This window comes from Curtobacterium sp. PhB191 (assembly GCF_004346515.1).
In the GTDB taxonomy this organism is placed as follows: Bacteria; Actinomycetota; Actinomycetes; order Actinomycetales; family Microbacteriaceae; genus Curtobacterium.
Genome location: NZ_SMBV01000002.1, coordinates 272071 through 297344, shown reverse-complemented (window position 1 = coordinate 297344; position 25274 = coordinate 272071). Strand labels below are relative to the sequence as shown.

Sequence of the window (25274 nt, the reverse complement as noted above, 5' to 3'; positions counted from 1 at the left end):
GAACTCCGGGGGCCGCGGCCGGCGCAGCGCCTGCTCTGGTGCGAGGTTGATCACCCCGTGCGCCGCAACAACCTCGCACCGAGTGGCGAACTTCGCACGGCGCGCTCAGCGTCGCATCCGAACGCCTGCCCGCCGCAGCTTCGCGCGCAACGTCGCCTCGTCCCAGAGATCAGCCCATCGCAACCGCACGACGTGCCGGACGCCGGGCAAGGACCGCAGCCGGTCCTCCCGGTACTTCTCGGCGATGACCACGTCCTCCGCCGAACGCCCGTTCCGCATCGTCGGGTCCCGGTACTTCACCTCGCCGTCGAACTCGACCACGACGCCGGCCGAGGGGAACCAGAAGTCCACCACGATGTCCGGTTGCCCGGACGACCGGAAACGGTGCTGCAGGACGGGCTCCTCCGTGCCGAACTGATCGAACCGGGTGCGCGCGATCGACTCACCCGGCGAGTCCGACGCGGAGTCGGCGAAGTCCACCGCACGGAGCGCGCGACGGCGCCCCTTGGGGCCACGTCGCGCGATCGTGTCGCGCACGGCTGCTCGGGGAAGACCCCGACGGAGCAGGTCGTCAAGCGCCACGACGGCGTCCATGAACGGGAGCGTGAGGGCCACGTCGGCAGCGATCCGAACAGGTCCGCTCAGCTGCAGGCCTTCCGGCGTGCTGATCCGGTTCGGGTCTGGTACCGGGTCGAGGTCGGCGTGGACGACGAAGGAAGCATTCGTGGTCCGCCGATCACTCCCGACCGAGGTCACGTGCACTCGATCGGGCGGCGGCGACACCGTCGGCACACCGAGTACGACCGCCGCCGAGACGTGTGAGACGACCTGGTCGGGTCCGATGCGATCGGCGGACGCACCGACGCGGACCAGGTGCTGTTCCGCTGGCCGGAGGGCTGCCCAAGCGGCAGCGTCGACGAACTTCCCTCGCCCGATGCGGACGAGCTCCTGCGCGTCCGCCCGCCTCCTGATCACCTCGGACTCGGCTGGATGGTGCGCCGAGGTCCGGAGGACGGTGACGGCGGGAAGTGGGGCGAGGGCGATCTGACGGTTCACCCCGACGATGGTGATGGTCGGGGAACGGGAGCCGTCGGGACGGCGGCGGATCTGTGGACAAGACGAGGGCGACGCCCGCCTGTGGAGAGGCCGGAGCCGTCCGGGCTGCGAGACTGTCCGGGTGAACACACGCACCTGGGGTTGGCTCGCAGCCGTCATCGACGTCGTCCTCATCGTCGTCTTCGCGCTCATCGGCCGTTCCTCCCACGGCGAGGGCAACACCGCACTGGGGATCTGGACCACCGTCTGCCCGTTCCTGGCGGGCTGGGCGATCGGGTACGTGACGAGTGGAGCCTGGGCCCGCCCGCTGCGCTTCTGGCCGACCGGCGTCGTCGTATGGATCCTCACGGTGTTCGTCGGCATGGCGATCCGCGTCGCCACGGGTCAGGGCGACGTCGACGGCAACCCGCTGCCGATCTCCTTCGTCATCGTCGCCACGATCGTGCTCGGGGTGTTCCTGCTCGGTTGGCGCGCGATCGCCCGCGGGGTGCTGCGCTTCACCGCGTCGCGGTCCCGGCAGGACGCCGCCGCGACCGAGGCGTGAACGCCAGCCGCGGGTCCCAGCCGACCATCCTCGACGTCGCCGCACGAGCAGGCGTCTCGAAGTCCGCGGTGAGCCGTGTCCTCTCCGGCACCGGACGGTTCTCCGATGAGACTCGCGAGCGGGTCGAGCGCGCCGCAGCCGAGCTCGGGTACGTCGCCAACGCCATGGCACGCGGGCTCGTCAGCGGTCGGACGCACACCATCGGCATGCTCGTCCGCGATGCGTCGTCGATGGTCTACACCGCACTGCACGCCGTGATGGAGCGCCGCGCGTCCGAGCTGGGCTACCGCGTCGTCACCACCACGGGTGTCGGCCGTGTCGAGGACGAGAAGTCCGCACTCGCCGCACTCGTGTCGATGCGGGTGGACGGCCTCGTGGTCTGCAGCGGCTTGATGCCGTCGGCCGACATCGCCGAGTTCGCCCCGCGGATCGCCACCGTGGTCGCCGGCCGGCCCGAACTCCACCCGGCACTGTCCAGCGTGTACTGCGACGAGGTGGACGGTGGCGCGACCATCGCCGACACCGTCGCCGACGCCGGCCATAGCACGGTCGCCGTACTCACCGTCCCACTCGACAACGCGATCACGCAGCACGCCCGCTCGACGGCGATGGTCGAACGGCTCCGCGCACGTGGTGTCCGGGTCATCGACATCGACGCCAGCTTCGTGCGACCACCGGACGACCTCGCCGCCGACCTGGTCGACGCGATGCACGAGTCGGACGTGACCGCGGTGATGTGCCCGACGGACCGGCTCATGCTCGACGTGTGCGAGGCGCTCGCACGCCGCGGTGTCCGGGTCCCGCACGATCTGTCGGTCACCGGGTTCGACGGCGTGTACCCCCTCGCGAGCGACTGGATCGGGTTCACGACGCTCGAGCAGCCGATCGAACGCATCGGCCGCGAGGCGATCGACCTCGTCATCGGCCGGATCGACGACCCGACGCGTGCCGTCGAGCACCGCTCACTCCGGGGCACCGTCGTGCCCGGTCGCACGCTGCTCCCCCGCTGACCGACGGACCGCGCACGGTGCGAGGTTGACCACTCGGTGCAGCGCAACAAGCGCGCACGGCGTGGTCAACCTCGCACCGGGCGAAGCCCGCGCCCGCGCGCGCCGCCACGGCTAGAACAGCCCGCTGCGCGGACCCTCGTCCGGACCGTCGAACCCGCGGAACATGTCGGACACGAGCGCCTCGATCTGCGGTTCGACCAGGCGCTCCACCGCCTCGGCGATGCGCGGCCGGTGGTCGATGAGCGCCAGGCACACCGCCGTCCCGGTCGAGCGAGCGCACTCGTCGGACAGCTCGATCTCGTGTCGGAGCGCCGCCTTCGCCTCGTCCGACAGCGGCTCGCGTGGTGTCTGCTCCCCCGCGCCCGTCCCCGCCAGCTCCCCGAGCGTGAAGAGGAACGGCGAACCCGGCGAGGGCTCGGGATCGACGTCGAGGCCCTGGAACTCGGGCGACAGCCCCTCCGCCGGCTGGTAGCCGGCGTGCCGCTTCCGCGCCGCCGCACGCTCGAGCTCGCGCTGCAGCAGCGGCAGGTTCTTGGCGGTGTAGTCGTCGACGGCGTCCTCGACGATGGTCGAGATCCGGCCGATGAGCGCGTGCTGGACGGCGTGCGGGACGTCCTGCCCGAAGCCGGCGGCACTCGCGATCGGGGATCCGGTGCACTTCCGGCAGATGCGGGTGCGCGGGCGGGCGGTGCCGATCTGCCAGCGCGGCAGCCAGCGCAGCCAGACGTCGACAGCGCTGCGCACGCGTCCGTCGATGCCGTCCATGCCCCAACGATACGGAGCGGAGGCGCGGATCACCCGCTCATTCCGCGCGCCTGCCCAGAACGGCCGGGTTCTCAGGCCTTCGGTTCCGTCACGAAGTCGATGAGCTCCTCGACACGGCCGAGCAGCTGCGGCTCGAGATCGGCGAAGGTGCGCACCTGCCCGAGGATCCGCTGCCACGCCCGCGCGATGTCGGCCTGCTCGGCGTTCGGCCACCCGAGCGCCTGGCAGATCCCCTTCTTCCACTCGATCGACCGCGGGATCGTCGGCCAGGCCTGCAGTCCGACGCGGGCGGGCTTCACGGACTGCCAGACGTCGACGAACGGGTGCCCGACGACGAGCACGTGCGCGCCCCACTTGCCGCGCATCACTGCCTCGGCGAAGCGGGACTCCTTCGACCCGGGCACCAGGTGGTCGACGAGCACGCCGACGCGTCGGTCTCGCGAGGGCTGGAACTCATCGAGCACCGAAGCGAGGTTGTCGACGCCGGAGAGCTCCTCGACGACGACGCCCTCGACGCGCAGGTCGGTTCCCCAGACCTTCTCGACGAGCTCAGCGTCGTGCTTGCCCTCGACCATGATGCGCGAGGGCAGAGCCACCCGGGCACGCTGCGACTCCACCGCGAAGGATCCGGACGCGGTGCGGAGGCGACCGCCGTCGGACGCCTGCCGCACGGCGGGCGCGGCCCCGGGCCTCCAGTCCGAGTGAACGGAACCCAGCGAACCCGGCGAGCCGGCAGCAGCTGCGGCAGACCGGCCGACCGGCGCCTGCGGGCGGCCCAGTGTGACGAGCTCGCCCTCGAGCAGGAACTGCCCGGTGAAGGGGAAGGAACGGGTGCGGCCCTTCCAGTCCTCGAGTGCGATGTTGCCCGCCTCGAGTCCGACGACGGCACCGGCCCACCCGGAGTCCGGGTCCTCGAGCACCATGTCGCGTTCGAGCGGCACCTGCCGCACCTTCTTCACCCCGCGGGAGCGCCAGTCTCCCGAGAGCACGTCCCCGCCGTACCGGTCGTCGTCCACCCGCACGAGGGTACTGTCGACGTCGGCCCGGACGACGTCGACCGCGCCGACACCCACCATCTCGACGGAAGGCCTCCCGTGCGCGCAGCGATCATCCACGCCCCGAACGACATCCGCGTCGAGGAGCGCGACCGTCCCTCGGTGCTCACCCCGAAGGACGTCGTCGTCAAGGTCGTCGCCGCGTGCGTGTGCGGCTCGGACCTGTGGCCGTGCCGCGGCGTCACGAAGACGAAGGAGCCCCGGCCGATCGGGCACGAACTCGTCGGCGAGGTCGTCGCCGTCGGCGACGCGGTCACCGACCTGCACGAGGGCGACTTCGTGATCTCCCCCTTCACCATGAACGACGGCACCTGCCAGGCCTGCCGCCACGGGATGACCAGCGGCTGCGACCACCTGTCCGGCTTCGGCGGGAAGGACGCGTACGGCGACCCGGTCGGCGGCGCGCAGGCCGAGTACGTCCGCATCCCGGACGCGTCGGCGACCCTCGTCGCGGTGCCCGGCCCCGTCGACCCGGCGCTCGTGCCGTCGCTGCTGACCCTGTCCGACGTCTTCTCCACCGGGCACCACGCCGCGGTGTCGGCGGCGGTCGGTCCGGGCAAGACCGTCGTGGTGGTCGGCGACGGCGCGGTCGGCCTGTCCGCCGTGCTCGCGTCGAAGCGACTCGGCGCCGAGCGCATCATCGCAATGAGCCGGCACGCCGATCGCCAGGCGCTGGCACGCGAGTTCGGCGCGACGGACATCGTGTCCGAGCGCGGCGAGGAGGGCGTCGCGGCGATCCGCGAGCTGCTCGGCGGCGACCTGGCTGACTGCGCGGTCGAGGCCGTCGGCACCGAGGAGAGCATGGACCAGGCGCTGCACTCGGTGCGCGCGGGCGGCAACCTCGGCTTCGTCGGGGTCCCGCACGGCGTGCCGACCATCGGGACGCGCTACCTCTTCGACACGAACATCGCCGTCGCGGGCGGGATGGCGCCGGCACGGAAGTACATCCCGGAGCTGCTGCCCGACGTGCTGTCCGGAGCGATCGACCCCGGGCGCGTGTTCGACCTCGAGCTGCCGCTCGACGAGGCCGCCGAGGCGTACCGGGCGATGGACGAGCGTCGGGCGATCAAGGTGCTGCTGCGGCCGTAGGCGCCGGTCGCTCGCGGGCACCCGGCCGGCGTCCGGCGCACCTCCGTCGGGGCGGCACGTTTCGCGCAGCAGAACGCGTGTTTCGAATCGGTAAACAAACCTTTCAGTAAAGAAAGTTGTCCGTTACAGTCCTCGACATGACCACACGAGGACGCACCCCCGGCCAGCCCGGTCTGCTGCGCGTCCTGAACGACCGGGCGGCCCTCGAGCTGCTGCTCGACGACGGCCCGCTCACCCGCAACGAGATCGCGCAGCGCACCGGGCTCAGCAAGCCCACCGCCGCTGAGATCATCCGTCGGCTCGAGTCGACTGCGCTCATCCGCCAGGCCGGCACGGACACGCATGCCGGGCGCCGCGGGCCGAGCGCCGTCGTGTACGAAGCGATCACCGACCGCGACCTCGGTGTCGCGGTGGACGTCCAGCTCGTCGACGTCCGGTCGACCGTGGTGGACGCCGCCGGTCGCACGTTCCCGGTCGCCACGCACCGGATGTCCGAGGCCGAGGTGCGCTCCCCCGGCGCCGACATCGTCGCCGCCGCGATCTCCCGCGCAGCCGCCGCGGCCGGTGTGGACCCCGAGCTCGTCACCGCCGTCGCGGTGGGTGTGCAGGCGAGTGTCGACCACGCCACCGACACCCTCATCTTCACCGACGGACTGCCCGGCTGGCCCCGCGAGCAGGTCAGCGCGACCCTCTCCGCCGAGCTCGGGGTCCACGTCGTCGTCGAGAACGACGCCAACCTCGCCGCCATCGCCGAACGCAACATGGGGGCCGGTCGAGCACCCGGGTCGTTCGCGCTCTTCTGGATGGCCGAGGGCCTCGGCATGGCCCTCGACCTGCACGGTCACCTGCACACCGGCGCCTCCGGTGCCGCGGGGGAGATCGGCTACCTCAGCGTGCCCGCCGACGCACGCTCCATCGACCCGACGGCCACGATCGTCGCGGACCTCATCTCCGAGTCCGCGATCATCGCCCTGGCCGCCGAGCACGGGATCACGGCACCGGACGGCACCGCAGCCGACTGGCGCCAGGTGCTCCCGCAACTGCCCGGCCTGCCCGAGCAGCACCCCTTCACCGTCGCCCTCGGCGAGCGCGTCGGGCACAACGTGCTCCCCGCCCTCGCCGTGGCCGATCCCGAGACGGTCGTCCTGCACGGCCCGACCGGGATCGCCGGTGGCCCCGCCCTGGCCGCCGCCGTGACCGCCTGGCTCCGGACCCGCTCGCGCTGGTCCACCGCCGTGGTCGCGCCCGGCGTCCCCGACACCCCCGTCCTGCACGGTGCGCGGCACGTCCTCATCGACGTCGTCCGCACCGCGCTCGCGGACCGGCTCGAGCGCATCAGTGACGATGCCCCGACGCCGGACCCCGTCGAGCGCCCCTGAACGTTCCACCCGCACCACTCGAGGCACCATCACCCAGCCCTGTCACAGGGCTCTTCGTCGCGCCCGGAAACGGGCGGCGCCCGGAAACGGGCGGCGCCCGGAAACGGACGGCGACGGAGCGAGACCAGAGAGCGAGTACCGCCTTGTCCCTCCCCGAACCGAACGTCCCGCGCCGCCGGGTGTTCCGCCGCATCGCCACCGCCACCGCCGTCGCCGCGGCCGGCGCCCTCGTCGTCGCCGGCTGCAGCTCCGGCAGCAGCGCCGACTCGATCGAGAAGAGCGCCCCGAAGGAGCTCAAGGGCACCGTGTCCCTGTGGCACTTCTTCACCGGCCGTGAAGCCGGCGTCGTGAAGACCGCCGTCGCGGGCTTCGAGAAGGCCAACCCCGACGTCACCGTCGACATCCACGCCGGCCAGGACGACGAGAAGCTGCAGAAGGCGATCTCGTCCGGCCAGAACATCGACGTGGGCCTGTCGTACTCGACCGCGATCGTCGGCAGCTTCTGCTCCTCGGGTGCCTTCCGCGACCTGTCGCCGTACATCAAGCGCGACAAGGTCGACCTGTCCGACATCCCGAAGGCGGTGCAGTCGTACACGCAGTACAAGGGCACGCGCTGCACCCTGCCGGCCCTCGCCGACGTCAGCGCGCTCATGTACAACAAGCCGCTGCTCGAGAAGGCGGGCATCACGACTCCGCCGAAGACGCTCGACGAGCTGAAGACCGACGCACTGAAGCTGACGACGTACAACGCCGACGGCTCCATCAAGCAGCTCGGCTTCAACCCGCTCATCGACTTCTACGAGAACTCGCCCGAGCACTGGGCGCCGATGGTCGACGGCTCGTGGCTCGACAAGGACGGCAACAGCGTGATCGGTACGTCCGACGCGTGGAAGAAGCTCATCACCTGGCAGAAGGGCTTCGTCGACGAGATCGGCTACGACAAGCTCAAGGCCTTCACGTCCGGCCTCGGGCAGGAGTTCGCGGCCGACAACGCGTTCCAGACCGGTCAGGTCGCGATGCAGATCGACGGCGAGTACCGCACGGCGTTCCTCAAGGACCAGAAGCCGGACCTCGACTACGGCACGTCCCCGACACCGGTGATGGACGGCCTCGGCAACTACGGCTCGACGTACATCGCGGGCAACGTCGCGGGCATCGCGAAGGGGTCCAAGAACCCCGAGCTGTCGTGGGCGCTCCTGAAGTACCTGTCCACCAACACCGACGCGCAGGTCACGATGGGCAACGGTCTGAAGAACATCCCGACGCTCACCTCGGCGCTGGAGTCCCCCGACCTCGAGGTCGACGAGAACTACAAGACCTTCGTCGACGTCGCGGGCAACAAGGACACGATGACCTCGCCGGGCACCGCGGACGGTGCCGCCTACATCGGCACCTTCACGAAGTTCTGGCAGGCCTACCAGCAGAACGGCGGCGACCTCGACGCGAAGCTGAAGAAGCTGGACTCCGACATCGACAACGCGAACCAGCTGGCTGGTCCGTGATGAGCCTCACCACCAAGACGACCGGCCGGGAGGCGCGGCTCGCCCGCGCCGCCCGGCCCACGGGCCCGACGGGGTCCGGTCCGGTGCCCCCGACGGCTCCGCGACGTCGGCCCCGTTCCGCAGAGTCCCGGCGCCGCCTCGTCGCCCTGACGATGCTCGCGCCGGCCCTGGCGGGCCTGGTGATCTTCTTCGCCTACCCGCTCGTCGCGTCGATCTTCTACTCGTTCACGCGCTACAACCAGCTGCAGGAGCCCGAGTTCGTCGGGTTCCTGAACTACAAGTTCCTGTTCACCCAGGACCCGCAGATCGGGCCCGCGGTGGTGAACACGCTGTGGTTCGTCGTCATCCTGGTGCCGGTCCGGATCGTGTGCGGACTCCTGGTGGCCGGGCTGCTCAGCCGGGCCAAGACGGCCACCGGGTTCTGGCGGACGCTGTTCTACCTGCCCGCCCTGGTCCCGCCGGTCGCGAGCGTCGTGGCGTTCGTGTTCCTCTTCAACCCGGGCACCGGGCCGGTGAACCAGATCCTCCGGGTCTTCGGCATCGACGGCCCGCTGTGGTTCAACGACCCGGCGTGGTCGAAGCCCTCGCTGGTGATCCTGGGCGTCTGGGTGATGGGCGACATCATGATCATCTTCCTGGCCTCACTGCTCGACGTGCCGCGCGACCTGTACGAGGCCGCGTCGCTCGACGGTGCGAACGGCGTCCAGCAGGTCCGGCACATCACCCTGCCGACGATCGCCCCGGTGATCGGGTTCGCCGCCGTGACGGGGGTGATCGCCGCGCTGCAGTACTTCACCGAGGCGGCCGTCGCCTCGGGCGTCGCGAGCGGCAAGGCGACGATCGGTGGCGGGACCGCCGCCCAGCTCGGCTATCCGGGCACCTCGCTGCTCACCTACACCGAGCTGCTCTACCAGCACGGGTTCGCGAACTTCCAGTTCGGCTACGCGTCCGCCATGGCCGTGGTCCTGTTCGTGATCACCGCGGTGGTGCTCGTCTTCACGATGCGCCGGATCAGTGTGTTCCGGCCGGAGGAGTCCTGATGACCGCCGTCTCCCAGTCCCCGCTCGCCCGGGCGCCCCGGGGTCCAGCGCCCCGCACCGGCAGGCCGCGTGGTCGCTCCCTGGTTTGGATCGCCGAGCACGCCGCTCTGGTGGCCCTCGGCGTCCTGACCATCGCCCCGATCGTGTTCGTCATCCTGACCTCGCTGATGTCGAGCAACCAGGCCCTCACGGCGTCGATCGTGCCCCGGCCGTTCGACTTCTCGAACTACGCGCGGGTGTTCACCGAGCTGCCGCTCACGCAGTGGTTCGGCAACTCGTCGATGTACGCCGTCCTCGCCACCGCGTTCATGCTCATCAGCTCGGTGCCCGCGGCCTACGCGCTCGCCCAGATCAAGTTCAGGGGCGCGAACCTGATCTTCACGGTGATCATCGTCGCGATGCTCCTGCCCCCGCAGGTCACCGCGGTGCCGGTCTACGTGATGTGGTCGCACCTGCACCTGACCGGCACCCTGTGGCCGCTCATCCTGCCGAACCTGCTCGGCGACGCGTTCAGCATCTTCCTGCTCCGCCAGTTCTTCATGACCATCCCCAAGGAGTACGGCGACGCCGCCCGCATGGACGGCTGCAGCGAGTGGGGCGTGCTCTGGCGCGTGGTCGTCCCGATGGCCCGCCCGGGCATCGCGTCGGCGGCGATCTTCATGTTCTTCCACTCGTGGAACGACTACTACGGCCCGCTCCTGTACGCGTCCGAGAACCAGGCCGCCTGGCCGGTGGCGTACGGGCTCGCCACGTTCCGCGGGCAGCACGGCACCGACTGGTCGATGACGATGGCGATGACCGTCGTCGTCATGGTCCCCGTCGTCATCATCTTCTTCTTCGCACAGAAGGCATTCGTCGAGGGCATCGCGCTCACCGGCGTGAAGGGATAGCAGCTCCAGTGAAACTCACAGTCGTCGGTGGCGGATCCACCTACACCCCCGAACTCGTGGACGGCTTCGCCCGGCTCCGCGACCAGCTCCCCATCGACGAGCTCTGGCTCGTCGACCCCGACCCGGTGCGCCGCGAACTCGTCGGCGGTGTCGCCAAGCGGATGTTCGCGCACGCCGGCCACCCCGGCACGATCCACGTCACCGACGACGTCGTCGCCGGGGTCACCGACGCCGATGCCGTCATGTTCCAGCTCCGCATCGGCGGGCAGGCCGCACGCCAGCAGGACGAGACGTGGCCGCACGAAGCGTGCTGCATCGGCCAGGAGACCACCGGTCCGGGCGGGTTCGCGAAGGCGCTCCGCACCGTGCCCGTGGTCCTGGAGTACGCCGAACTCGTCCGGAAGCACGCCAAGCCGGACGCCTGGATCGTCGACTTCACCAACCCCGTCGGCATCGTCACCCGCGCCCTGCTCGAAGCCGGACACCGCGCCGTCGGCCTGTGCAACGTCGCGATCGGGTTCCAGCGACGCTTCGCGAAGGAGTTCGGCGTCGCCCCCGACCACGTCCGGCTCGACCACGTCGGCCTGAACCACCTGACGTGGGAGCGCGGCGTGCACGTCACGGGCGCGGACGGCGTCGAGCGCGACGTCATGGCGGACCTGCTCGCCGAGTCGGACGGTGCCCTCGGCCGGACGGCGGAGAGCGTGCACATGCACCCGGACCTCCTCCGCCTGCAGCACGCGATCCCCTCGTACTACCTGCGGTACTTCTACTCGCACGACATCGTGCTGCAGGAGCAGCTGCACGAGCCCACCCGTGCCGAGGCCGTCATGGAGACCGAGCGGGCCCTGCTCGCGAAGTACGCCGACGAGTCCGTCGCGACGAAGCCCGCCGAACTCGAGCAGCGCGGCGGCGCCTACTACTCCGAGGCGGCGATCGACGTGCTGTCCTCGATCCTCGGCGACCGCGGCGACGTGCAGGTCCTCAACGTGCGGAACGACGGCACGTTCCCGTTCCTGCCGGACGACCACGTCATCGAGGTGCCGTCGCGCGTCACCCGCCAGGCGATCACGCCGTTGCCGGTCTCCCCGCTCGACCCGGACATGGTCGGTCTCGTATCGCACGTCGCCGGGTACGAGCGGCTCGCGCTCGACGCCGCGGTGCACGGTGGCCGCGACCGGGTGCTCCGTGCGATGTGGGCGCACCCGCTCGTCGGGCAGGTGGACAAGGCGGAGCAGCTCACCGACCTGCTCCTGGCCGCGAACGCGGAACACATCCCGTGGGCGCGATCGGAGCAGGTGACGTGGGCGGGCTGAGCCGGACCGGCGCGGCGGGCCCGGCCCGAGCCTCCCGTCCGCCCGCGCCGGTCCCACCGGACGCGACCGACGTCGTGCTCGCGGTCGACGGCGGCGGGAGCAAGACCGACGTCGTCGCGATCGCACTCGACGGGACCATCGTCGGGCACGCGCGCGGTCCGGGGTCGAACCCGCAGACGCGGGGCTGGGACCTCGCCGGCCCGATCCTCGACGACGTCCGCGCGCGCGTCGTCAGCGAGCTGGGCGACCGGCGCATCCGGACGACGCACGTGTACCTGGCCGGGCTCGACCTGCACGACGAGCTCGTCGCCGCGACCGCGGCCCTCGCGCACTGGGCCGAGGACGGCGGCGAACCACACGTCCTGGACAACGACCTGTTCGCCCTGCTGCGGGCCGGCACCCTGTCCCCCGACGCAGCGGCCGTGGTGTGCGGCACCGGGATCAACGCCCTCGCGGTGCGGGCCGACGGCACGACCGCACGGTTCCCGGCCATCGGGGACGTCTCCGGCGACTGGGGTGGCGGCGCGTGGCTCGGCAACCGGGCGCTCTGGCACGCGGCTCGGGCCGACGACGGTCGCGGCCCGGCGACGGCGTTGGTCGGCGCGGTGCCGGCGGCGGTGGGCCTGCGCAGCGTCCGCGAGGTCACCGAGGCCATCCACTTCGGCCGCTTGGACCAGCGCGTGTTCAACCGGCTCTGCCCGGTGCTGTTCGACGTGGCCGGAGCCGGCGACGCGGTGGCCCGGGGCGTCGTGGAGCGGCAGGCGGAGGAGATCGTCCTGCTCGCCGCGGTCGCGCTCGAGCGGTTGGGCCTCGGAGGTTCGGTGGCCGACCCGGTGCCCGTCGTGCTCGGGGGCGGGGTGCTCGCTGCTCGGCACCCGTTGCTCGTGGACGGTGTCGTCGACGGGCTCGCTGCCCGGGTCCCCGGAGCGGTGCCGACCTGGGTGACCGATCCCCCGGTGCTCGGCGCGGGGCTGGCGGCGCTGGAGTCGGTCGGTGCCGACGACGCGGCGCTCGAGCGGTACCGCGAGGCCGTGCGCTCCCGTGCCTTCGTGAGCACGACCGCGCTGATCCGCTGACGCGCGCGCGGGCGCGGGCGCGGGCGCGGCGGGCGCGGCGTCGCCCGCCCGCCCGCACGACCCCCTCGCGAAAGCGACAGTCTGCCGCCGAACATTCGCCGCAGACTGTCGCTCTTGCGGCACGAACCGCGCGCGGACCGACCGCCGGCTCCGGCGGCGGCCCCGCGGCCTACGCCCGCGCCAGCATCTCGAGCGTGTCGACCACGCGGTTCGAGAAGCCCCACTCGTTGTCGTACCAGGCGACGACCTTCACGTGCCGGCCCTCGTCGACGCGGGTGAGCAGCGAGTCGAAGATGCTCGACTCCGGCCGCCCGGTGATGTCCGTCGACACGAGCGGGTCCACCGTGAACGCCAGGACCCCGGCGAGCGGACCGGCAGCCGCGGCGCGGTAGGCCTCGTTCACCTCGTCCACGGTCACGTCCCGCGACACGACGGTGTTCAGCTCGACGATCGACCCGACGGGCACCGGCACGCGGATGGCGTCACCGGACAGCTTGCCCTCCAGGCGGGGCAGCACCAGCCCGATGGCCTTGGCCGCCCCGGTCGTCGTCGGCACGATGTTCACGCCGGCAGCGCGGGCCCGACGCAGGTCGCGGTGCGGCCCGTCCTGCAGGTTCTGCTCCTGCGTGTACGCGTGCACGGTGGTCATGAACCCGTGCTCGATGCCCGCCAGGTCGTCGAGCACCGACGCCAGGGGTGCGAGCGCGTTGGTCGTGCACGACGCGTTCGAGATCACCGTGTGCACGGCCGGGTCGAACGTGTCCGAGTTCACGCCGTACGCGATGGTGGCGTCCGCTCCGGTGGCCGGCGCACTGATGAGGACCCGTCGGGCGCCGGCGGTCAGGTGCCCGGCTGCCGCGTCGCGTGCGGTGAAGCGTCCGGTGGACTCGAGGACGACCTCGACGCCGAGTTCGGCCCAGGGCAGGTCCGCCGGCGACGTCGATGCGAGCACGCGGACGCGGCGGCCGTCGATGACGAGCGTGTCGCCGTCGACCTCGACGGTGCCGTCGAACGGCCCGAGGGCGGAGTCGTAGCGGAACAGGTGCGCGAGTGTGTCGGGGGCGGTCAGGTCGTTCACGGCGACGACCTCGAGGTCGTCACCGCCCCGTGCGAGCAGGGCGCGGAGCGTGTTGCGGCCGATGCGGCCGAAGCCGTTGATGGCGATGCGGGTCATGTGGAGTTCCTTTCGTTCCGTGGTCCATGCTCACGGGCCGGGAGGCACGGCTCCAGTGGCAGGGAAGCCAGCGTCCGAAAGGATGTCGCCACCACCGCCGCGTCGGCGCGGTCAGTCCTGGAACGTCCGGCGGTACTCGGTGGGCGAGGTCCCGAGGATCCGCCGGAAGTGCGTCCGCAGGTTCGCGTCGGAACCGAGGCCCGCTCGTTCGGCCACCTGGTCGACGCCGAGGTCGGACTGCTCCAGGAGCTCCCGGGCGAGGTCGACGCGCGCCCGCAGCACCCACTGCATCGGCGTGTACCCGGTGTCCTCCACGAACCGGCGTGAGAACGTCCGGGTCGACACCGTGGCATTGCGCGCGAGCGCTTCGAGCGTGAGCGGCTCGGCGAGGTGCCGGAGCGCCCACTCCCGGGTGTCGGCGAACACGTCGCCGAGCGGTTCGGGAACGCTCCGCGGTACGTACTGCGCCTGGCCGCCGCTGCGGTACGGGGCACTGACGAGCCGTCGGGCGACGTGGTTCGACAGCGCCACGCCGTGGTCCTGTCGGACGATGTGCAGGCACAGGTCGATCCCGCTCGCGGCGCCGGCACTGGTCAGCACCGAGCCCGCGTCGACGAACAGCACGTCCTCGTCGACGTCCACCTCGGGGTACCGCTCACGGAGCACCCGCGTGTAGTGCCAGTGCGTCGTCGCGCGGCGGCCGTCGAGCAGCCCGGCTGCCGCGAGCGCGAACGCCCCGGTGGAGATCGCCGCGATGCGGACGCCGCGCTCGTGGGCCCGCGCGAGTGCCGTGACGACGTCGGCCGGCGGCGCCGAGTCCGACGGGCGGCGGTAGCCGGGCACGAAGACGGTCTCCGCCCAGTCCAGTGCCTCCAGCCCGTGGTCGACCGCGTAGGCCAACCCGTCGCCGCCGGTGATCCGACCGACCCGGGGGCCGCAGACCCGTACCTCGTAGGGCATGCTCGGCCGGTTCGAGAACACCTGCGCGGGGATCCCGACGTCGAGCGGTTTCGCGCCGTCGAGCACCAGGACCGCGACGCGGTGCAGTGGGGTCCGGGCCATACCGGCGACGCTAGCCGAACACGTCACCCTCGCGTTCTCCACAGATCTGTCAGCCCCCTCCCCTAGGATCAGCACACCACGTACGCTCCGTACGTGCCGTACTCACCGGAGGCCCTCGTGCCCATCGCAGCCGACTACCCCACGTACTCGCGCGCCCGCGAGCACTTCAAGGACATGCTCGACGCCACCGCGACCGGCCGCACCGTGACGGTCGCCCGCGACGGCGCCGTCTCCGCGATGCTGCCCGTCGACCGGCTTCGCGACTACTTCTTCCGGACCGTCTCCCCGCGGGTCAGTGTCTTCCGCGAGGCCGGCGCGGTCGTCGCCCTCATGGAGGGGCGCCCGTTCGTCGCCCAGGGAACGGACGTCGACGACGCACTCGACGACCTCGCCCTGTCGCTTCGGGAGTACGCGGTCGACTGGGAAGACCGTCTCCAGCACGCCCCGAACCACCACGACGCGTGGGCGCTCGTCCAGCTGGTCAAGCTGTCCACGGACGCCGAACTGCGCGACTGGTTGGAGCGCGGCGGTGAGTAGCCCGAGGCACCCTGCTCCGAACCGCGAGCACCACGACACGTTCTGCACGACCGAGCGCTGGACACTGGTGCGCGGCGCCACCGGTCAGCCCGTCCGGCACCATCGCACCTACGAGCTCGTGCTCTGGGACGCACGCGTCCTGCGCACCCGGATCTCGAAGCCCGTCGACCGGTCGACCTACGGTGCGCGCATGTGGGCGCACGTCCTGCGCCACCAGCTGCAGGTCGATGCACCGGCCTTCTGGCGCTGCGTCGACGACGGCACGCTGCCGGACCGGGGCAGCCCCGTGCACCAGGCGCCCGCGAACGCCCTCCCGCTGTACCTGGTGCGGGCACTCCACGACCTCGGTGTGCCCGAGTCGGAGATCCTCGATCTCGGACCCGCCGGCGCTGCCGAACTCCACGCCGAGCTCCTGCGCCGGGCGGCCGAGCCGTCCTGACCGTCAGGCGTCGCGGACGGCCAGCACCCGGTGCGGCGATGCCCGTTCCGCTCGCCACCCGGTCGGCAGCGTGTCCCGCAGTTCCGCCAGCGTGAAGGACCGGCGGATCGACCGCAGGCCGTCGACCCGGACGAAGGTCCCCGCGGACACCAGCGGCGACGCCAGCGCGTACGCCCGGTAGGCCTCGCGCGACCGACGGATGTCCGAGTGCACGCTGCGACCCGACGCGAGCGCCTCCGAGTCCGCCAGGAACCCGTTCCGCTCGTCGTCGCCCAGGTGGTGCAGGACGTGGTTCGACACCACGACGTCGAACCGCTCGCCCGCCGTCACCAGGTCACCGCTCGACTGCTGCCGGAAGGTGACACCCCGCGGTGCCCGTCGGTTCGCCGCGTCGATAGCCCGCGGGTCCGGGTCGACCCCGACGACCTCGACGTCGAACCCGTCGCTCGCCGCCCACCGCACGACGGCACGGGCCAGGTCGCCGCCGCCGCACCCGAGGTCGAGGACCCGGGCGCGGCCGTTCACCGGCAGGGCCGGTACGACGTGGGTCCGCCACGCCGAACGCCAGCCGCTCACCAGGGCGTTGACGAGCGCGAAGCGCCGGAAGGTCCGCGCGAGCGCGCGCGGGTCGCAGTCCGGGTCGTCCATGAGTTCGGTCAGGTCGACCGCGCGCGTGCGCAGGTCGAGGACCGGGAGGCCCGTGGAGCCGCCGTCGGGACGGCTCACGTGCGCACCATGGTCAGTCGCGCACTCTCGACCGTGAGACCGGGGCCGAAGGCGAGCGCCACGACGGCAGCACCGTCCGGGGTCCCGGCGTCGAGTGCCTCGCGGAGCACGAACAGCACGGTCGCGCTCGACATGTTCCCGTGGTCGCGCAGCACCGTCCGGCTCGCAGCGATCGCCGTGTCCGGCAGGTCGAGCGCCTGCTGCGTGCGGTCGAGGATCGCACGCCCTCCGGGGTGCACGGCCCACACCGGCACGTCGGCGGCCGGTCCGTCCAGAAGTGACGCGACGGCCTCGGCGACGCTGCTGCCGACGAGCTTGGGGACCGTGGTGCTCAGGACCATCTCGAAGCCCTCGTCGCCGATGTTCCAGGCCATCTCGCCGGCGCTCTCGGGCACGACGGCGGTGGCGAACGCGTCGAGGCGCAGGCCGGGGCCGTCGGCGGTGACCACGACGGCGGCGGCACCGTCCCCGAAGACGCTGTTCGCGACGATCTGGTCCGGGTCGTCGCTCGCGCGGACGTGCAGGGTGCAGAGCTCGGCGCAGACGACCAGCACGACCGCGGCCGGGTCGGCCTCGGCGAACGCGGCCGCGATCCGGAGCGCCGGGAACGCCGCGCAGCACCCCATGAACCCGATGTGGTGGCGGAAGACGTCACGGCGCAGGCGGAGCTCGGTCACGATGTCCAGGTCCGGGCCGGGCTGCGTGAAGCCGGTGCACGACACCGTGACGACGTGCGTGACCGCGGCCGCGTCGACGTCTGCGCGGGCCAACGCGTCACGAGCAGCCTCGACGAAGAGCGGCGGCGCGAGCTCGCGGTAGCGGTCGTTGCGGGTGCCCGTCGAGGGCGAGTGCAGCGCGCCGTCCGTGTCGCGGAACGCGCCCGCTGGACGGCTCCGGTCGAGTTCGGCCAGCACGGTGTGCCGGTGCTCGACCGCCGAGGCGTCGAAGGCTGCGGGGACGAGCCGCCGGCCGAGACGACCGAGCTCGGGCTGCGCAGCGAAGAGGTCTCGCACGGCAGCCTGCTCGAGCGTCGTCTCCGGGACGGCGGTTCCGATGGCGCGGATCGTTGCGGACACGACTCATCCTGTCACCGGGTCGCTGACGCGTCCCCAGGTTCTCCCACACCGCGGAACGGACACAGCACCGTGGTTTCCCACGGTGCTGTGTCCGGAACCTGGTTCCGCGGAACGGAACTGCACGGAACGGCGACTACGCCTGCTGCGCGCGCTCCAGCACCAGCTCACGGACGCGGGCGGCGTCCGCCTGGCCCTTCATGGCCTTCATGACGGCACCGATGATGGCGCCGGCGGCCTGGACCTTGCCGTCCTTGATCTTCGCGAGCACGTCCGGCTGGCCGGCGAGTGCCTCGTCGACCGCGGCGGTGAGCGCCGAGTCGTCGGACACGACCTTGAGCCCGCGGGCCTCGACGACCTGGGCCGGCGAGCCCTCGCCGGCGATGACGCCCTCGAGCACCTGGCGTGCCAGGCGGTCGGTCAGGTCGCCGGACTCGACGAGCGCGATGACCTCGGCGACGTGCTGCGGCGACACGAGGTCGCCGGGCTCGGCGTCCTGCGCGTTCGCGACACGGCTGATCTCGCCGGTCCACCACTTGCGGGCCGCCTGCGGCGCGGCTCCGGCGGCGACGGTGCCCTCGACCTGGTCGAGCAACCCACCGTTCACGACGTCCTGGAACTCCAGGTCGGCGAAGCCCCAGTCGCCCTTCAGGCGACGGCGGCGAGCCACCGGGGCCTCGGGCAGGGACGCACGGAGCTCCTCGACGACCGCGGGGTCCGGCACGACCGGCAGCAGGTCGGGCTCGGGGAAGTAGCGGTAGTCGTCGGCATCCGACTTCGGACGGCCGGCCGAGGTGCGGCCGGTGTCCTCGTGCCAGTGACGGGTCTCCTGCGTGATCGAGCCGCCGTCGGCCAGGATCGCGGCCTGGCGCTGGATCTCGTAGCGGATCGCACGCTCGACGGCACGGAACGAGTTGACGTTCTTCGTCTCGGTGCGGGTGCCGAGCTTCTCCTGGCCGCGGGGGCGCAGCGAGATGTTGGCGTCGCAGCGCAGGTTGCCGCGCTCCATGCGGGCCTCGGAGACACCGAGTGCGCGCACGAGGTCGCGGATGACCTGCACGTACGCGGCACCGAGCTCGGGGGCACGGTGCTCGGCACCGAAGATCGGCTTCGTGACGATCTCGACGAGCGGCACACCGGCGCGGTTGTAGTCGACGAGCGAGTACTCGGCACCCTGGATGCGGCCGGTGGCACCACCGACGTGCGTCAGCTTGCCGGCGTCCTCTTCCATGTGGGCGCGTTCGATCGGGATGTTGAAGATCGTGCCGTCGGCCAGTTCGACCTCGACCTCGCCCTCGAACGCGATCGGCTCGTCGAACTGCGAGACCTGGTAGTTCTTCGGGTTGTCCGGGTAGAAGTAGTTCTTCCGGGCGAACCGCGACGACTCGGCGATCGAGCAGCCGAGCGCGAGCCCGAGCTGGATCGAGTACCGGACGGCCTGCGCGTTGACGACGGGCAGCGACCCGGGCAGCCCGAGGTCGACCGGCGTCACGTTCGTGTTCGGCTCGCCACCGAAGAAGTTCGGCGCGTCCGAGAACATCTTGGTCTTCGTCGCGAGCTCGACGTGCACCTCGAAGCCGAGCACCGGCTCGTAGCGCTCCAGTGCCTCGTCGAAGTCCATGAGCGCGTCCTTCTGCGCCATCAGATCACACCTTCCTGCGCAGCCGACTGCTGACTTTGGTCGAGGTCCGGGATCCGGTCGATGAGCGGGGCTCCCCACTGCTGTTCGAGCAGACGCTCGAGTGCCGCACCGTAGCGGTACAGGCGGGCGTCCTCGCGCTGCGGGGCCATCAGCTGGACGCCGACGGGCAGGCCGTCCTCGGGTGCGAGGCCGTTCGGGATGCTCATCCCGGGCACGCCCGCCAGGTTCGCCGGGATCGTGGTGAGGTCGTTGAGGTACATCGCGAGCGGGTCGTCGATGCGCTCACCGATCGGGAACGCGGTCGTCGGGGCCGACGGGCTGATGAGCAGGTCGACCTGGTCGAACGCGGCCTGGAAGTCGCGCTGCACGAGCGTGCGGACCTTCTGCGCCGAGCCGTAGTAGGCGTCGTAGTACCCGGCGCTCAGGGCGTAGGTGCCGAGGATGATGCGACGCTTCACCTCGGGACCGAACCCGGCTTCGCGCGTGGCGGCCATGACGTCCTCGACCGTCGCACCGTTGTCCGGCGTGACGCGCAGGCCGAAGCGCACCGAGTCGAACTTCGCCAGGTTCGACGAGGCCTCGGCCGGCAGGATCAGGTAGTAGGCGCTGATCGCGTAGGCGAACGACGGGGCGTCGATCTCGACGACGACCGCACCGGCCGACTCGAGCAGCGCGACGGTCTCCTGGAAGCGCTGCGTGACGCCGGCCTGGAAGCCGTCGCCACCGGCGAGCTCCTTCACCACGCCGACGCGCAGGCCGCGCAGCGTGTCCGCCTGCAGTCCTTCGCGGGCGGCGGCGGCCATCGAGGGCCAGGCGTCGGGGATCGAGGTGGAGTCGCGCGGGTCGTGCCCGCCGATGACGTCGTGCAGGAGCGCGGCGTCGAGGACGGTGCGGGCGACCGGGCCGATCTGGTCGAGGCTGGACGCCAGGGCGATCGCGCCGTAGCGGCTGACCCCGCCGTAGGTCGGCTTCACACCGACGGTGCCGGTGACGGCGCCGGGCTGACGGATCGAGCCACCGGTGTCGGAGCCGAGGGCGATGGGTGCCTCGTGCGCGGCGACGGCAGCGGCCGAGCCACCGCCGGACCCGCCGGGGATGCGGTCGAGGTCCCACGGGTTGTGGGTCGGTCCGTACGCCGAGAACTCGGTGGTCGAGCCCATCGCGAACTCGTCCATGTTGGTCTTGCCGAGCGGCACGAGGCCGGCGGCGCGGAGCTTCGCGACCGGGGTGGCGTCGTACGGCGGCATCCACCCTTCGAGGATCTTCGAGCCCGAGGTGGTCGGCATGTCCTGCGTGCACAGGACGTCCTTGATCGCGATCGGGACACCGGCGAGGGGCCCGAGGTCGTCGCCGGCCGAGCGACGCGAGTCGATCGACTTCGCGACGGCGATGGCGTTCTGGTTGACGTGCAGGAAGGCGTGTACGTCGCCGTCGACGGCGGCGATGCGGTCGAGGTGGGCCTGCGTGGCCTCGACGCTCGAGACGTCGCGCGCCACCAGGGCGTCGGCGAGCGCCGCGGCGCTCATGCGCGTGATGTCGGTCACTGTTCTTCTCCCAGGATGGCGGTCACTCGGAACCGTTCGCCGTCGGAGTCCGGCGCTCCGGAGAGCGCCTGCTCCTGCGTCAGCGTCTGGCCGACGACGTCGGGTCGGGTGACGTTGCCGAGCGGCACGGGGTGGCTCGTCAGCGGGACGTCGTCGGTCGCGACCTCGGCGACCTTGGCGACGCTCTCGACGATGTGCGACAGCTCCCCGGTCAGCTTCTCGATCTCGTCGGGCGTGAGTGCGATACGTGCGAGGTTCGCCAGGTGCGCGACCTGCTCGCTCGTGATGTCAGGCATGGTGCTCCGTCGATCGGTTCGTGGACGTCCGACAGTCTATTGGCTGCGGTCGATCACGCAGGCGCGGCTGTGGACGGCTGCCTGGAGGCCCGTCACCGGTCCGGCGGACCGGTGACGGGCCTCCAGGCGGCGTGGACCCGAGCCGTCACTTCCCGTTCTGGTCACCCGCTGCCGGAGCCGCCGTGGCGGCGGGCGCAGCCGGTTCCGCCGGCGCCGCCGGAGCAGCCGGTGCAGCGGGTGCAGCGGGTGCAGCGGTCTGCGTCGGCGTGGTCGGCGTCGACTGGTCGGCCTGCGACGCACCGGATCCCGACGACGCCGAGGACTGCGACTGCGACGACTGCGACGAGTGGCTCGCCTGCCCGATCATCGCCTGGCTCGGCGTGGGCAGGGCGTCCCCGCCGACCGTCTGGTCCAGGTACGCCATCATCGACTTCCCGACCCCGAACTTCGCGCTGTACCCGGTGGTGCCCTGCAGGAACGGCCAGTTCGCCAAGCTCACGCTCCCCTGCACGTTCCCGATCCAGGTGGCGTTCGTGTACTTCGTCGACGACGCGACGAGCCAGTTCTGCACGTCGCCGTCGGTGGTGCCGGTCTTCGCGAACTTCGGCACGCTGTCGCCGGGGTTCGCACTGGCGGCGGTGCCGGAGCCGGACAGCACGCCCTGCAGCGCGTAGTCGACGGTGCCGGCGACGTCCGCCGAGACCCCCTGCGTGCAGGACGACGGCGTCGGGGTGATCTTCGTGCCGTCCGACTCGGTGACCGAGTCGATCGCGGTCGGCGTGCAGACGACGCCGCCGTTCGCGAAGCCCGCGTAGGCCTCGGCCAGGTCGATCGGCGACAGCTCGTTGACGCCGAGGATCGACGAGGGGGTCTGCCCGAGGGCACCGCCGTCGGCGCGGTGGATCCCCATCGACTGCGCGAGCTGCGCGATCTTGCAGAGGTCGAGCTGCTTGCCCATCGCGCCGAAGGCGGTGTTGATCGACTCGACGGTGGCGGCCTGCACGGTCATCGACGCCGGCACGGACTCGGCGTTCGCGACCGGCCACGTCCCGCCGCTGACGTTCTGGCAGGAGTTCGTGAACTCCGAGTTCTGGAACGTGTGCTCGGTGGTCGACACCGATTCGGACAGGGTGTGGCCGGTCGCGAGCCACTCGGCCAGGGTGAACACCTTGTAGGTGGAGCCGGTCTGGAACCCGCCGGAGTTGCCGTAGCCGGAGTCCGCGCTGTAGTCCACCGCGGTCGACCCCGCTGCGGCGTTGTCGCCCTGCGTGTACGACGTGTTCTGCACCATCGACATGATGCGTCCGGTGCCGGGCTCGACGGTGACGTTGGAGCCACCGACGTCGACGCCGGCCATCGTGGCCGGCACGTAGGTCGACAGTGCGGTCTGCGCCTGGCCCTGCAGGTCGAGGTCGAGCGAGGTGTGGATCTGCAGGCCCTTGGTGTCGAGCGTCGCGATGCGCGCCGCGGCGGTCTTGCCGAACGCCGGGTCCTGCAGCACCTGGTCGCGGACGTAGTCGCAGAAGTAGCCGGCGTCGTAGTTCGTCGCCGCGGTCGAGCAGCCGTTCGCGGTCTCGGTGATCTTCGGCGTGACCGGGGTCGCGATGGCCTTCGTCATCTCGGCCTTCGTGATCGACCCGTGCGCCTGCATGCGGCGGAGCACGTAGTCGCGTCGCTCCTTGGTGAGCGCGTAGCCGTTCGCCTGCCCGTTCGCCTTGTCACCGGGCACGTCGATGCGCAGGTTCGAGGGGTTGTTGAGGATCGCCACGAGCGTGGCCGACTGCACCAGCGACAGGTCCTTCGCGTGCACGCCGAAGTAGTACTCGGCACCGGCCTCGGCGCCGTACACCCGACCGCCGAGCCCGACGATGTTCAGGTACCCGGTCAGGATGTCGTCCTTCGAGTACTTCTTGTTCACCGCGATCGCGTACCGCATCTCCTGCAGCTTCCGCTGCGGGGTGACGCCGGCTGCGTCCTCGTAGCAGGCCTCCACCTTCTTCGCCGTGGCGGCCTGGTCCTTGCCGGTGAGCTCCTCGCACTGCTGCACGAGGACGTTCTTGACGTACTGCTGCGTGATGCTCGATCCGCCCTGGACGTCGCCGCCGACGACGGTCGCGGCGACTCCGCGCAGCGTGCCGAGGACGTCGATGCCGCCCTCGTCGTAGTAGCGGGGGTCCTCGGTGTCGATGGCGGCCTGCTTGAGCGTGTCCGCCATCTGGTCGGCTGTGACGTTCGTCCGGTTCTCGGCGTAGAACGACGCGATCTTGACCTGCTTGCCGCCCTTCGTCGCGTACACCGACGACACCTGCTGCGGCGTCTGCACGTCGAGGTAGCTCGGCAGGTCCTCGAAGAACGCGACCGCACCCGAGGTGCTCTCGCCCGCGACGGCGACCGCGGGCGTCACCGCGACGGCGACGAGCATGCCGGCGAGCACGGACATCACCACGAACATCAGGAGAGCACCAGGCCATCGCACCACACGCATGCCCCGAACCGTAGGGAGGCGGGCTGTACTGGTTCTGCCGTGGAACCGACTGAGGCTGCGCCGTCGCTCAGGTTGCCGCTCAGGCACCACCTGTCGCGGGTCGCGATCCGCGCGGGGTCGCGGATCCGGCCGGGAGGCCCGGTGCGGCCCCGGCACGTCGGCCGCCGGTCACGATCCGGTCACGCCCAGGGCCCCACCCTGTCAGTCGCGCGGCTGCAGGTCCTGCGGACGGACCAGGTACATGTCGACCGACGCACCGACGACGCCGTCGTCACCGGTGCTGCCGCGTCGGACCTGCTCGCGGACGAGGTCACCGCGGCCGATCCCGATCAGGGCGACGTCGTGCAGCGATGCGGTCCCCGGCTTGAGGTAGTCGTTGTGCCCGACCGGACGGCGGAACAGGTCGCCGGCGGCCAGCGCGTCGGCACCGCCGGCCAGGTTCATCACGGTGGCGCCGAACGACGAACCACCCGGGTCCGTGCCGTAGTACCCGGACCCCGCGATCGGGTCGCTGTGCGCGACACCGACGAACACCTCGTCCGAGGCGACGTCCAGGTCCGCCGCCGACCGGACGTCACTGCCCGGTGACCCGAGCACGGTGAGGGTGTCGGCGCTCATCCGTCCGGAGGCGAGCGCCATGAGCGCCGTCGTCGACCCGTACGAGTGCGCCACGATGTTCAGCCGGGGCTGGTCGCCGTCGCGGATCTGCCGCAGGCCGTCGACGGTGCGCTCGAGTCGCTGCGCCCCGGAGTCGGCGAGGCTGAGCGACATGATGTTCGACAGGTCGGGCGTGCGGTAGCCCATCCACGCCACGACGGCGACGCCCGTCCCGTCGCCGGAGCCACCGGCCGCCAGCGGCGCGAGGGTCGCTTGTTCGCTCGCCAGGTCGTTGGCGGTGTTCGTGAAGTCGGCCATCTGCCCGGTCACGGTGAAGAACATCCCGGGGACGATGACGGTCACGTCCGCCGCGGTGTCGAGGTCTCCGATGCTGATCGCCGCTCGGCCCGCCGCTCGGGTGTCGAGCGTGATGAGGAACCGCTGCGGGTCACCGGGTTCGCGCCGCAGCGAGTCCCGCACCTGTCCGAGCATCGCGGCGTGCGCGGCTCCGGTGTCGGGGTCGGCGAGTCCGGTGGTCAGGGTCGACCGGTTCGCGCGGTCGCGGACGGCGTACGGCACGCCCTCGAGGTTGCCGATGATCGACGGCGCGTGGACCAGGAGCGTGCCCTGTTCGTCGGCGCCGAGTCCCGCCCACCACTGCGCGACGACGGCCGCTGCGGGCGGGTCGTCCTGCGCGGTCGCCACGACACGGCGGTCGTCGGCGGCGCGGCGCAGGTCACCGGCGTCGAGGACCCCGAGGTCGTCGAGGAACGCCCGACCGTGCGCGTCGGCGACGGTGTCGACGTCGATCTGTCCCCCGGTCATGACCGGCTGGGGCACCGCGTGGCGCTCGGAGACGAGCGCGACCGTCACGGTGGCCGTGGCGGCATGGGTCGGAGGCGCGACGGGGGCCTCGATCACTCCGAGCGAGTGCATCGAGGCGGTGAGCAGAGCCGCGGCGATGAGCAGCAATCGGG

23 protein-coding genes are annotated in these 25274 nt (G+C 71.5%); 11 read left to right on the top strand and 12 right to left on the bottom strand.

The genetic code is table 11. The annotated features are described in order from the left end of the window. Positions 1–105: 105 nt before the first annotated feature. Positions 106–1056 (bottom strand): hypothetical protein, encoded by a 951-nt coding sequence (locus tag EDF48_RS04590; protein ID WP_131878409.1) that lies wholly within the window; start codon positions 1054–1056, stop codon positions 106–108. A gap of 121 nt (positions 1057–1177) precedes the next feature. Between EDF48_RS04590 and EDF48_RS04585 the strand changes: the two genes are divergently transcribed. Beyond that, positions 1178–1600, top strand: coding sequence for a DUF3054 domain-containing protein (locus EDF48_RS04585; protein WP_243698033.1), 423 nt, complete (start codon positions 1178–1180; stop codon positions 1598–1600). Continuing rightward, positions 1597–2610, top strand: a complete 1014-nt coding sequence (locus EDF48_RS04580) for a LacI family DNA-binding transcriptional regulator (RefSeq protein ID WP_131878405.1) — start codon at positions 1597–1599, stop codon at positions 2608–2610. Before EDF48_RS04585 ends, EDF48_RS04580 begins: the two co-directional genes overlap by 4 nt. A gap of 111 nt (positions 2611–2721) precedes the next feature. Here EDF48_RS04580 and EDF48_RS04575 read toward each other — a convergent pair whose 3' ends face one another. Together EDF48_RS04575 and EDF48_RS04570 are read right to left on the bottom strand one after the other, a co-directional pair. Then, complete coding sequence (locus EDF48_RS04575; protein WP_123294054.1) at positions 2722–3375, bottom strand: spermidine/putrescine ABC transporter substrate-binding protein; 654 nt, start codon at positions 3373–3375, stop codon at positions 2722–2724. 71 nt (positions 3376–3446) lie between these two features. Further along, positions 3447–4391, bottom strand: a complete 945-nt coding sequence (locus EDF48_RS04570) for a DUF3097 domain-containing protein (RefSeq protein ID WP_123340804.1) — start codon at positions 4389–4391, stop codon at positions 3447–3449. A 78-nt stretch (positions 4392–4469) separates the two neighbouring features. On the opposite strand from EDF48_RS04570, the gene EDF48_RS04565 reads away from it, so the two are divergent. From EDF48_RS04565 to EDF48_RS04535, 7 genes are all read left to right on the top strand, one after another. Next, positions 4470–5519 (top strand): alcohol dehydrogenase catalytic domain-containing protein, encoded by a 1050-nt coding sequence (locus EDF48_RS04565; protein WP_131878403.1) that lies wholly within the window; start codon positions 4470–4472, stop codon positions 5517–5519. A gap of 137 nt (positions 5520–5656) precedes the next feature. Continuing rightward, positions 5657–6898: an ROK family transcriptional regulator gene (locus EDF48_RS04560; protein ID WP_131878402.1), complete on the top strand. Its 1242-nt coding sequence runs from the start codon at positions 5657–5659 to the stop codon at positions 6896–6898. Positions 6899–7041: 143 nt separating this feature from the next. Next, positions 7042–8400, top strand: a complete 1359-nt coding sequence (locus EDF48_RS04555) for an extracellular solute-binding protein (RefSeq protein ID WP_243698032.1) — start codon at positions 7042–7044, stop codon at positions 8398–8400. Then, positions 8400–9440, top strand: coding sequence for a sugar ABC transporter permease (locus EDF48_RS04550; protein WP_207913218.1), 1041 nt, complete (start codon positions 8400–8402; stop codon positions 9438–9440). Before EDF48_RS04555 ends, EDF48_RS04550 begins: the two co-directional genes overlap by 1 nt. Further along, the gene (locus tag EDF48_RS04545; RefSeq protein WP_123938925.1) at positions 9440–10330 is read left to right on the top strand and encodes a carbohydrate ABC transporter permease; all 891 of its coding nucleotides are present in this window, start codon (positions 9440–9442) and stop codon (positions 10328–10330) included. Before EDF48_RS04550 ends, EDF48_RS04545 begins: the two co-directional genes overlap by 1 nt. 8 nt (positions 10331–10338) lie before the next feature. Beyond that, positions 10339–11646 (top strand): 6-phospho-beta-glucosidase, encoded by a 1308-nt coding sequence (locus EDF48_RS04540; RefSeq protein ID WP_131878400.1) that lies wholly within the window; start codon positions 10339–10341, stop codon positions 11644–11646. Then, positions 11634–12722: a BadF/BadG/BcrA/BcrD ATPase family protein gene (locus EDF48_RS04535; RefSeq protein ID WP_243698031.1), complete on the top strand. Its 1089-nt coding sequence runs from the start codon at positions 11634–11636 to the stop codon at positions 12720–12722. The genes EDF48_RS04540 and EDF48_RS04535 overlap by 13 nt, the downstream gene beginning before the upstream one ends. A 169-nt stretch (positions 12723–12891) precedes the next feature. Here EDF48_RS04535 and gap read toward each other — a convergent pair whose 3' ends face one another. Both gap and EDF48_RS04525 read right to left on the bottom strand, forming a co-directional pair. Then, positions 12892–13896 carry a type I glyceraldehyde-3-phosphate dehydrogenase gene (gene gap, locus EDF48_RS04530; RefSeq protein WP_131878398.1) on the bottom strand — a complete coding sequence of 335 codons (1005 nt, stop codon included), beginning with the start codon at positions 13894–13896 and terminating at the stop codon, positions 12892–12894. A gap of 111 nt (positions 13897–14007) precedes the next feature. After that, positions 14008–14958, bottom strand: a complete 951-nt coding sequence (locus EDF48_RS04525; RefSeq protein WP_131878396.1) for a helix-turn-helix domain-containing protein — start codon at positions 14956–14958, stop codon at positions 14008–14010. A gap of 93 nt (positions 14959–15051) precedes the next feature. Here EDF48_RS04525 and EDF48_RS04520 point away from each other — a divergent pair, with 93 nt between their 5' ends. Next, positions 15052–15495 (top strand): prevent-host-death protein, encoded by a 444-nt coding sequence (locus EDF48_RS04520; protein WP_123294062.1) that lies wholly within the window; start codon positions 15052–15054, stop codon positions 15493–15495. Beyond that, a complete protein-coding gene (locus EDF48_RS04515; RefSeq protein WP_185094268.1) occupies positions 15488–15934 on the top strand; it encodes a cytotoxic translational repressor of toxin-antitoxin stability system in 447 nt (148 codons plus the stop codon). The genes EDF48_RS04520 and EDF48_RS04515 overlap by 8 nt, the downstream gene beginning before the upstream one ends. Before the next feature lie 3 nt (positions 15935–15937). On the opposite strand, the gene EDF48_RS04510 is transcribed toward EDF48_RS04515, so the two are convergent. The 7 genes from EDF48_RS04510 to EDF48_RS04480 form a co-directional block, all read right to left on the bottom strand. Next, positions 15938–16660 (bottom strand): methyltransferase domain-containing protein, encoded by a 723-nt coding sequence (locus tag EDF48_RS04510; protein ID WP_123340740.1) that lies wholly within the window; start codon positions 16658–16660, stop codon positions 15938–15940. After that, complete coding sequence (locus EDF48_RS04505; protein ID WP_131878394.1) at positions 16657–17736, bottom strand: 3-oxoacyl-[acyl-carrier-protein] synthase III C-terminal domain-containing protein; 1080 nt, start codon at positions 17734–17736, stop codon at positions 16657–16659. The genes EDF48_RS04510 and EDF48_RS04505 overlap by 4 nt, the downstream gene beginning before the upstream one ends. A 133-nt stretch (positions 17737–17869) precedes the next feature. After that, positions 17870–19375: an Asp-tRNA(Asn)/Glu-tRNA(Gln) amidotransferase subunit GatB gene (gene gatB, locus EDF48_RS04500; RefSeq protein WP_123340738.1), complete on the bottom strand. Its 1506-nt coding sequence runs from the start codon at positions 19373–19375 to the stop codon at positions 17870–17872. Beyond that, complete coding sequence (gene gatA, locus EDF48_RS04495; RefSeq protein ID WP_131845371.1) at positions 19375–20919, bottom strand: Asp-tRNA(Asn)/Glu-tRNA(Gln) amidotransferase subunit GatA; 1545 nt, start codon at positions 20917–20919, stop codon at positions 19375–19377. The genes gatB and gatA overlap by 1 nt, the downstream gene beginning before the upstream one ends. After that, positions 20916–21215 carry an Asp-tRNA(Asn)/Glu-tRNA(Gln) amidotransferase subunit GatC gene (gene gatC / locus EDF48_RS04490; RefSeq protein WP_111085021.1) on the bottom strand — a complete coding sequence of 100 codons (300 nt, stop codon included), beginning with the start codon at positions 21213–21215 and terminating at the stop codon, positions 20916–20918. The genes gatA and gatC overlap by 4 nt, the downstream gene beginning before the upstream one ends. A 145-nt stretch (positions 21216–21360) precedes the next feature. After that, a complete protein-coding gene (locus EDF48_RS04485) occupies positions 21361–23700 on the bottom strand; it encodes a transglycosylase domain-containing protein (protein ID WP_131878392.1) in 2340 nt (779 codons plus the stop codon). A 201-nt stretch (positions 23701–23901) separates the two neighbouring features. Next, complete coding sequence (locus EDF48_RS04480) at positions 23902–25269, bottom strand: alpha/beta hydrolase (RefSeq protein WP_131845369.1); 1368 nt, start codon at positions 25267–25269, stop codon at positions 23902–23904. Positions 25270–25274 lie beyond the last annotated feature (5 nt).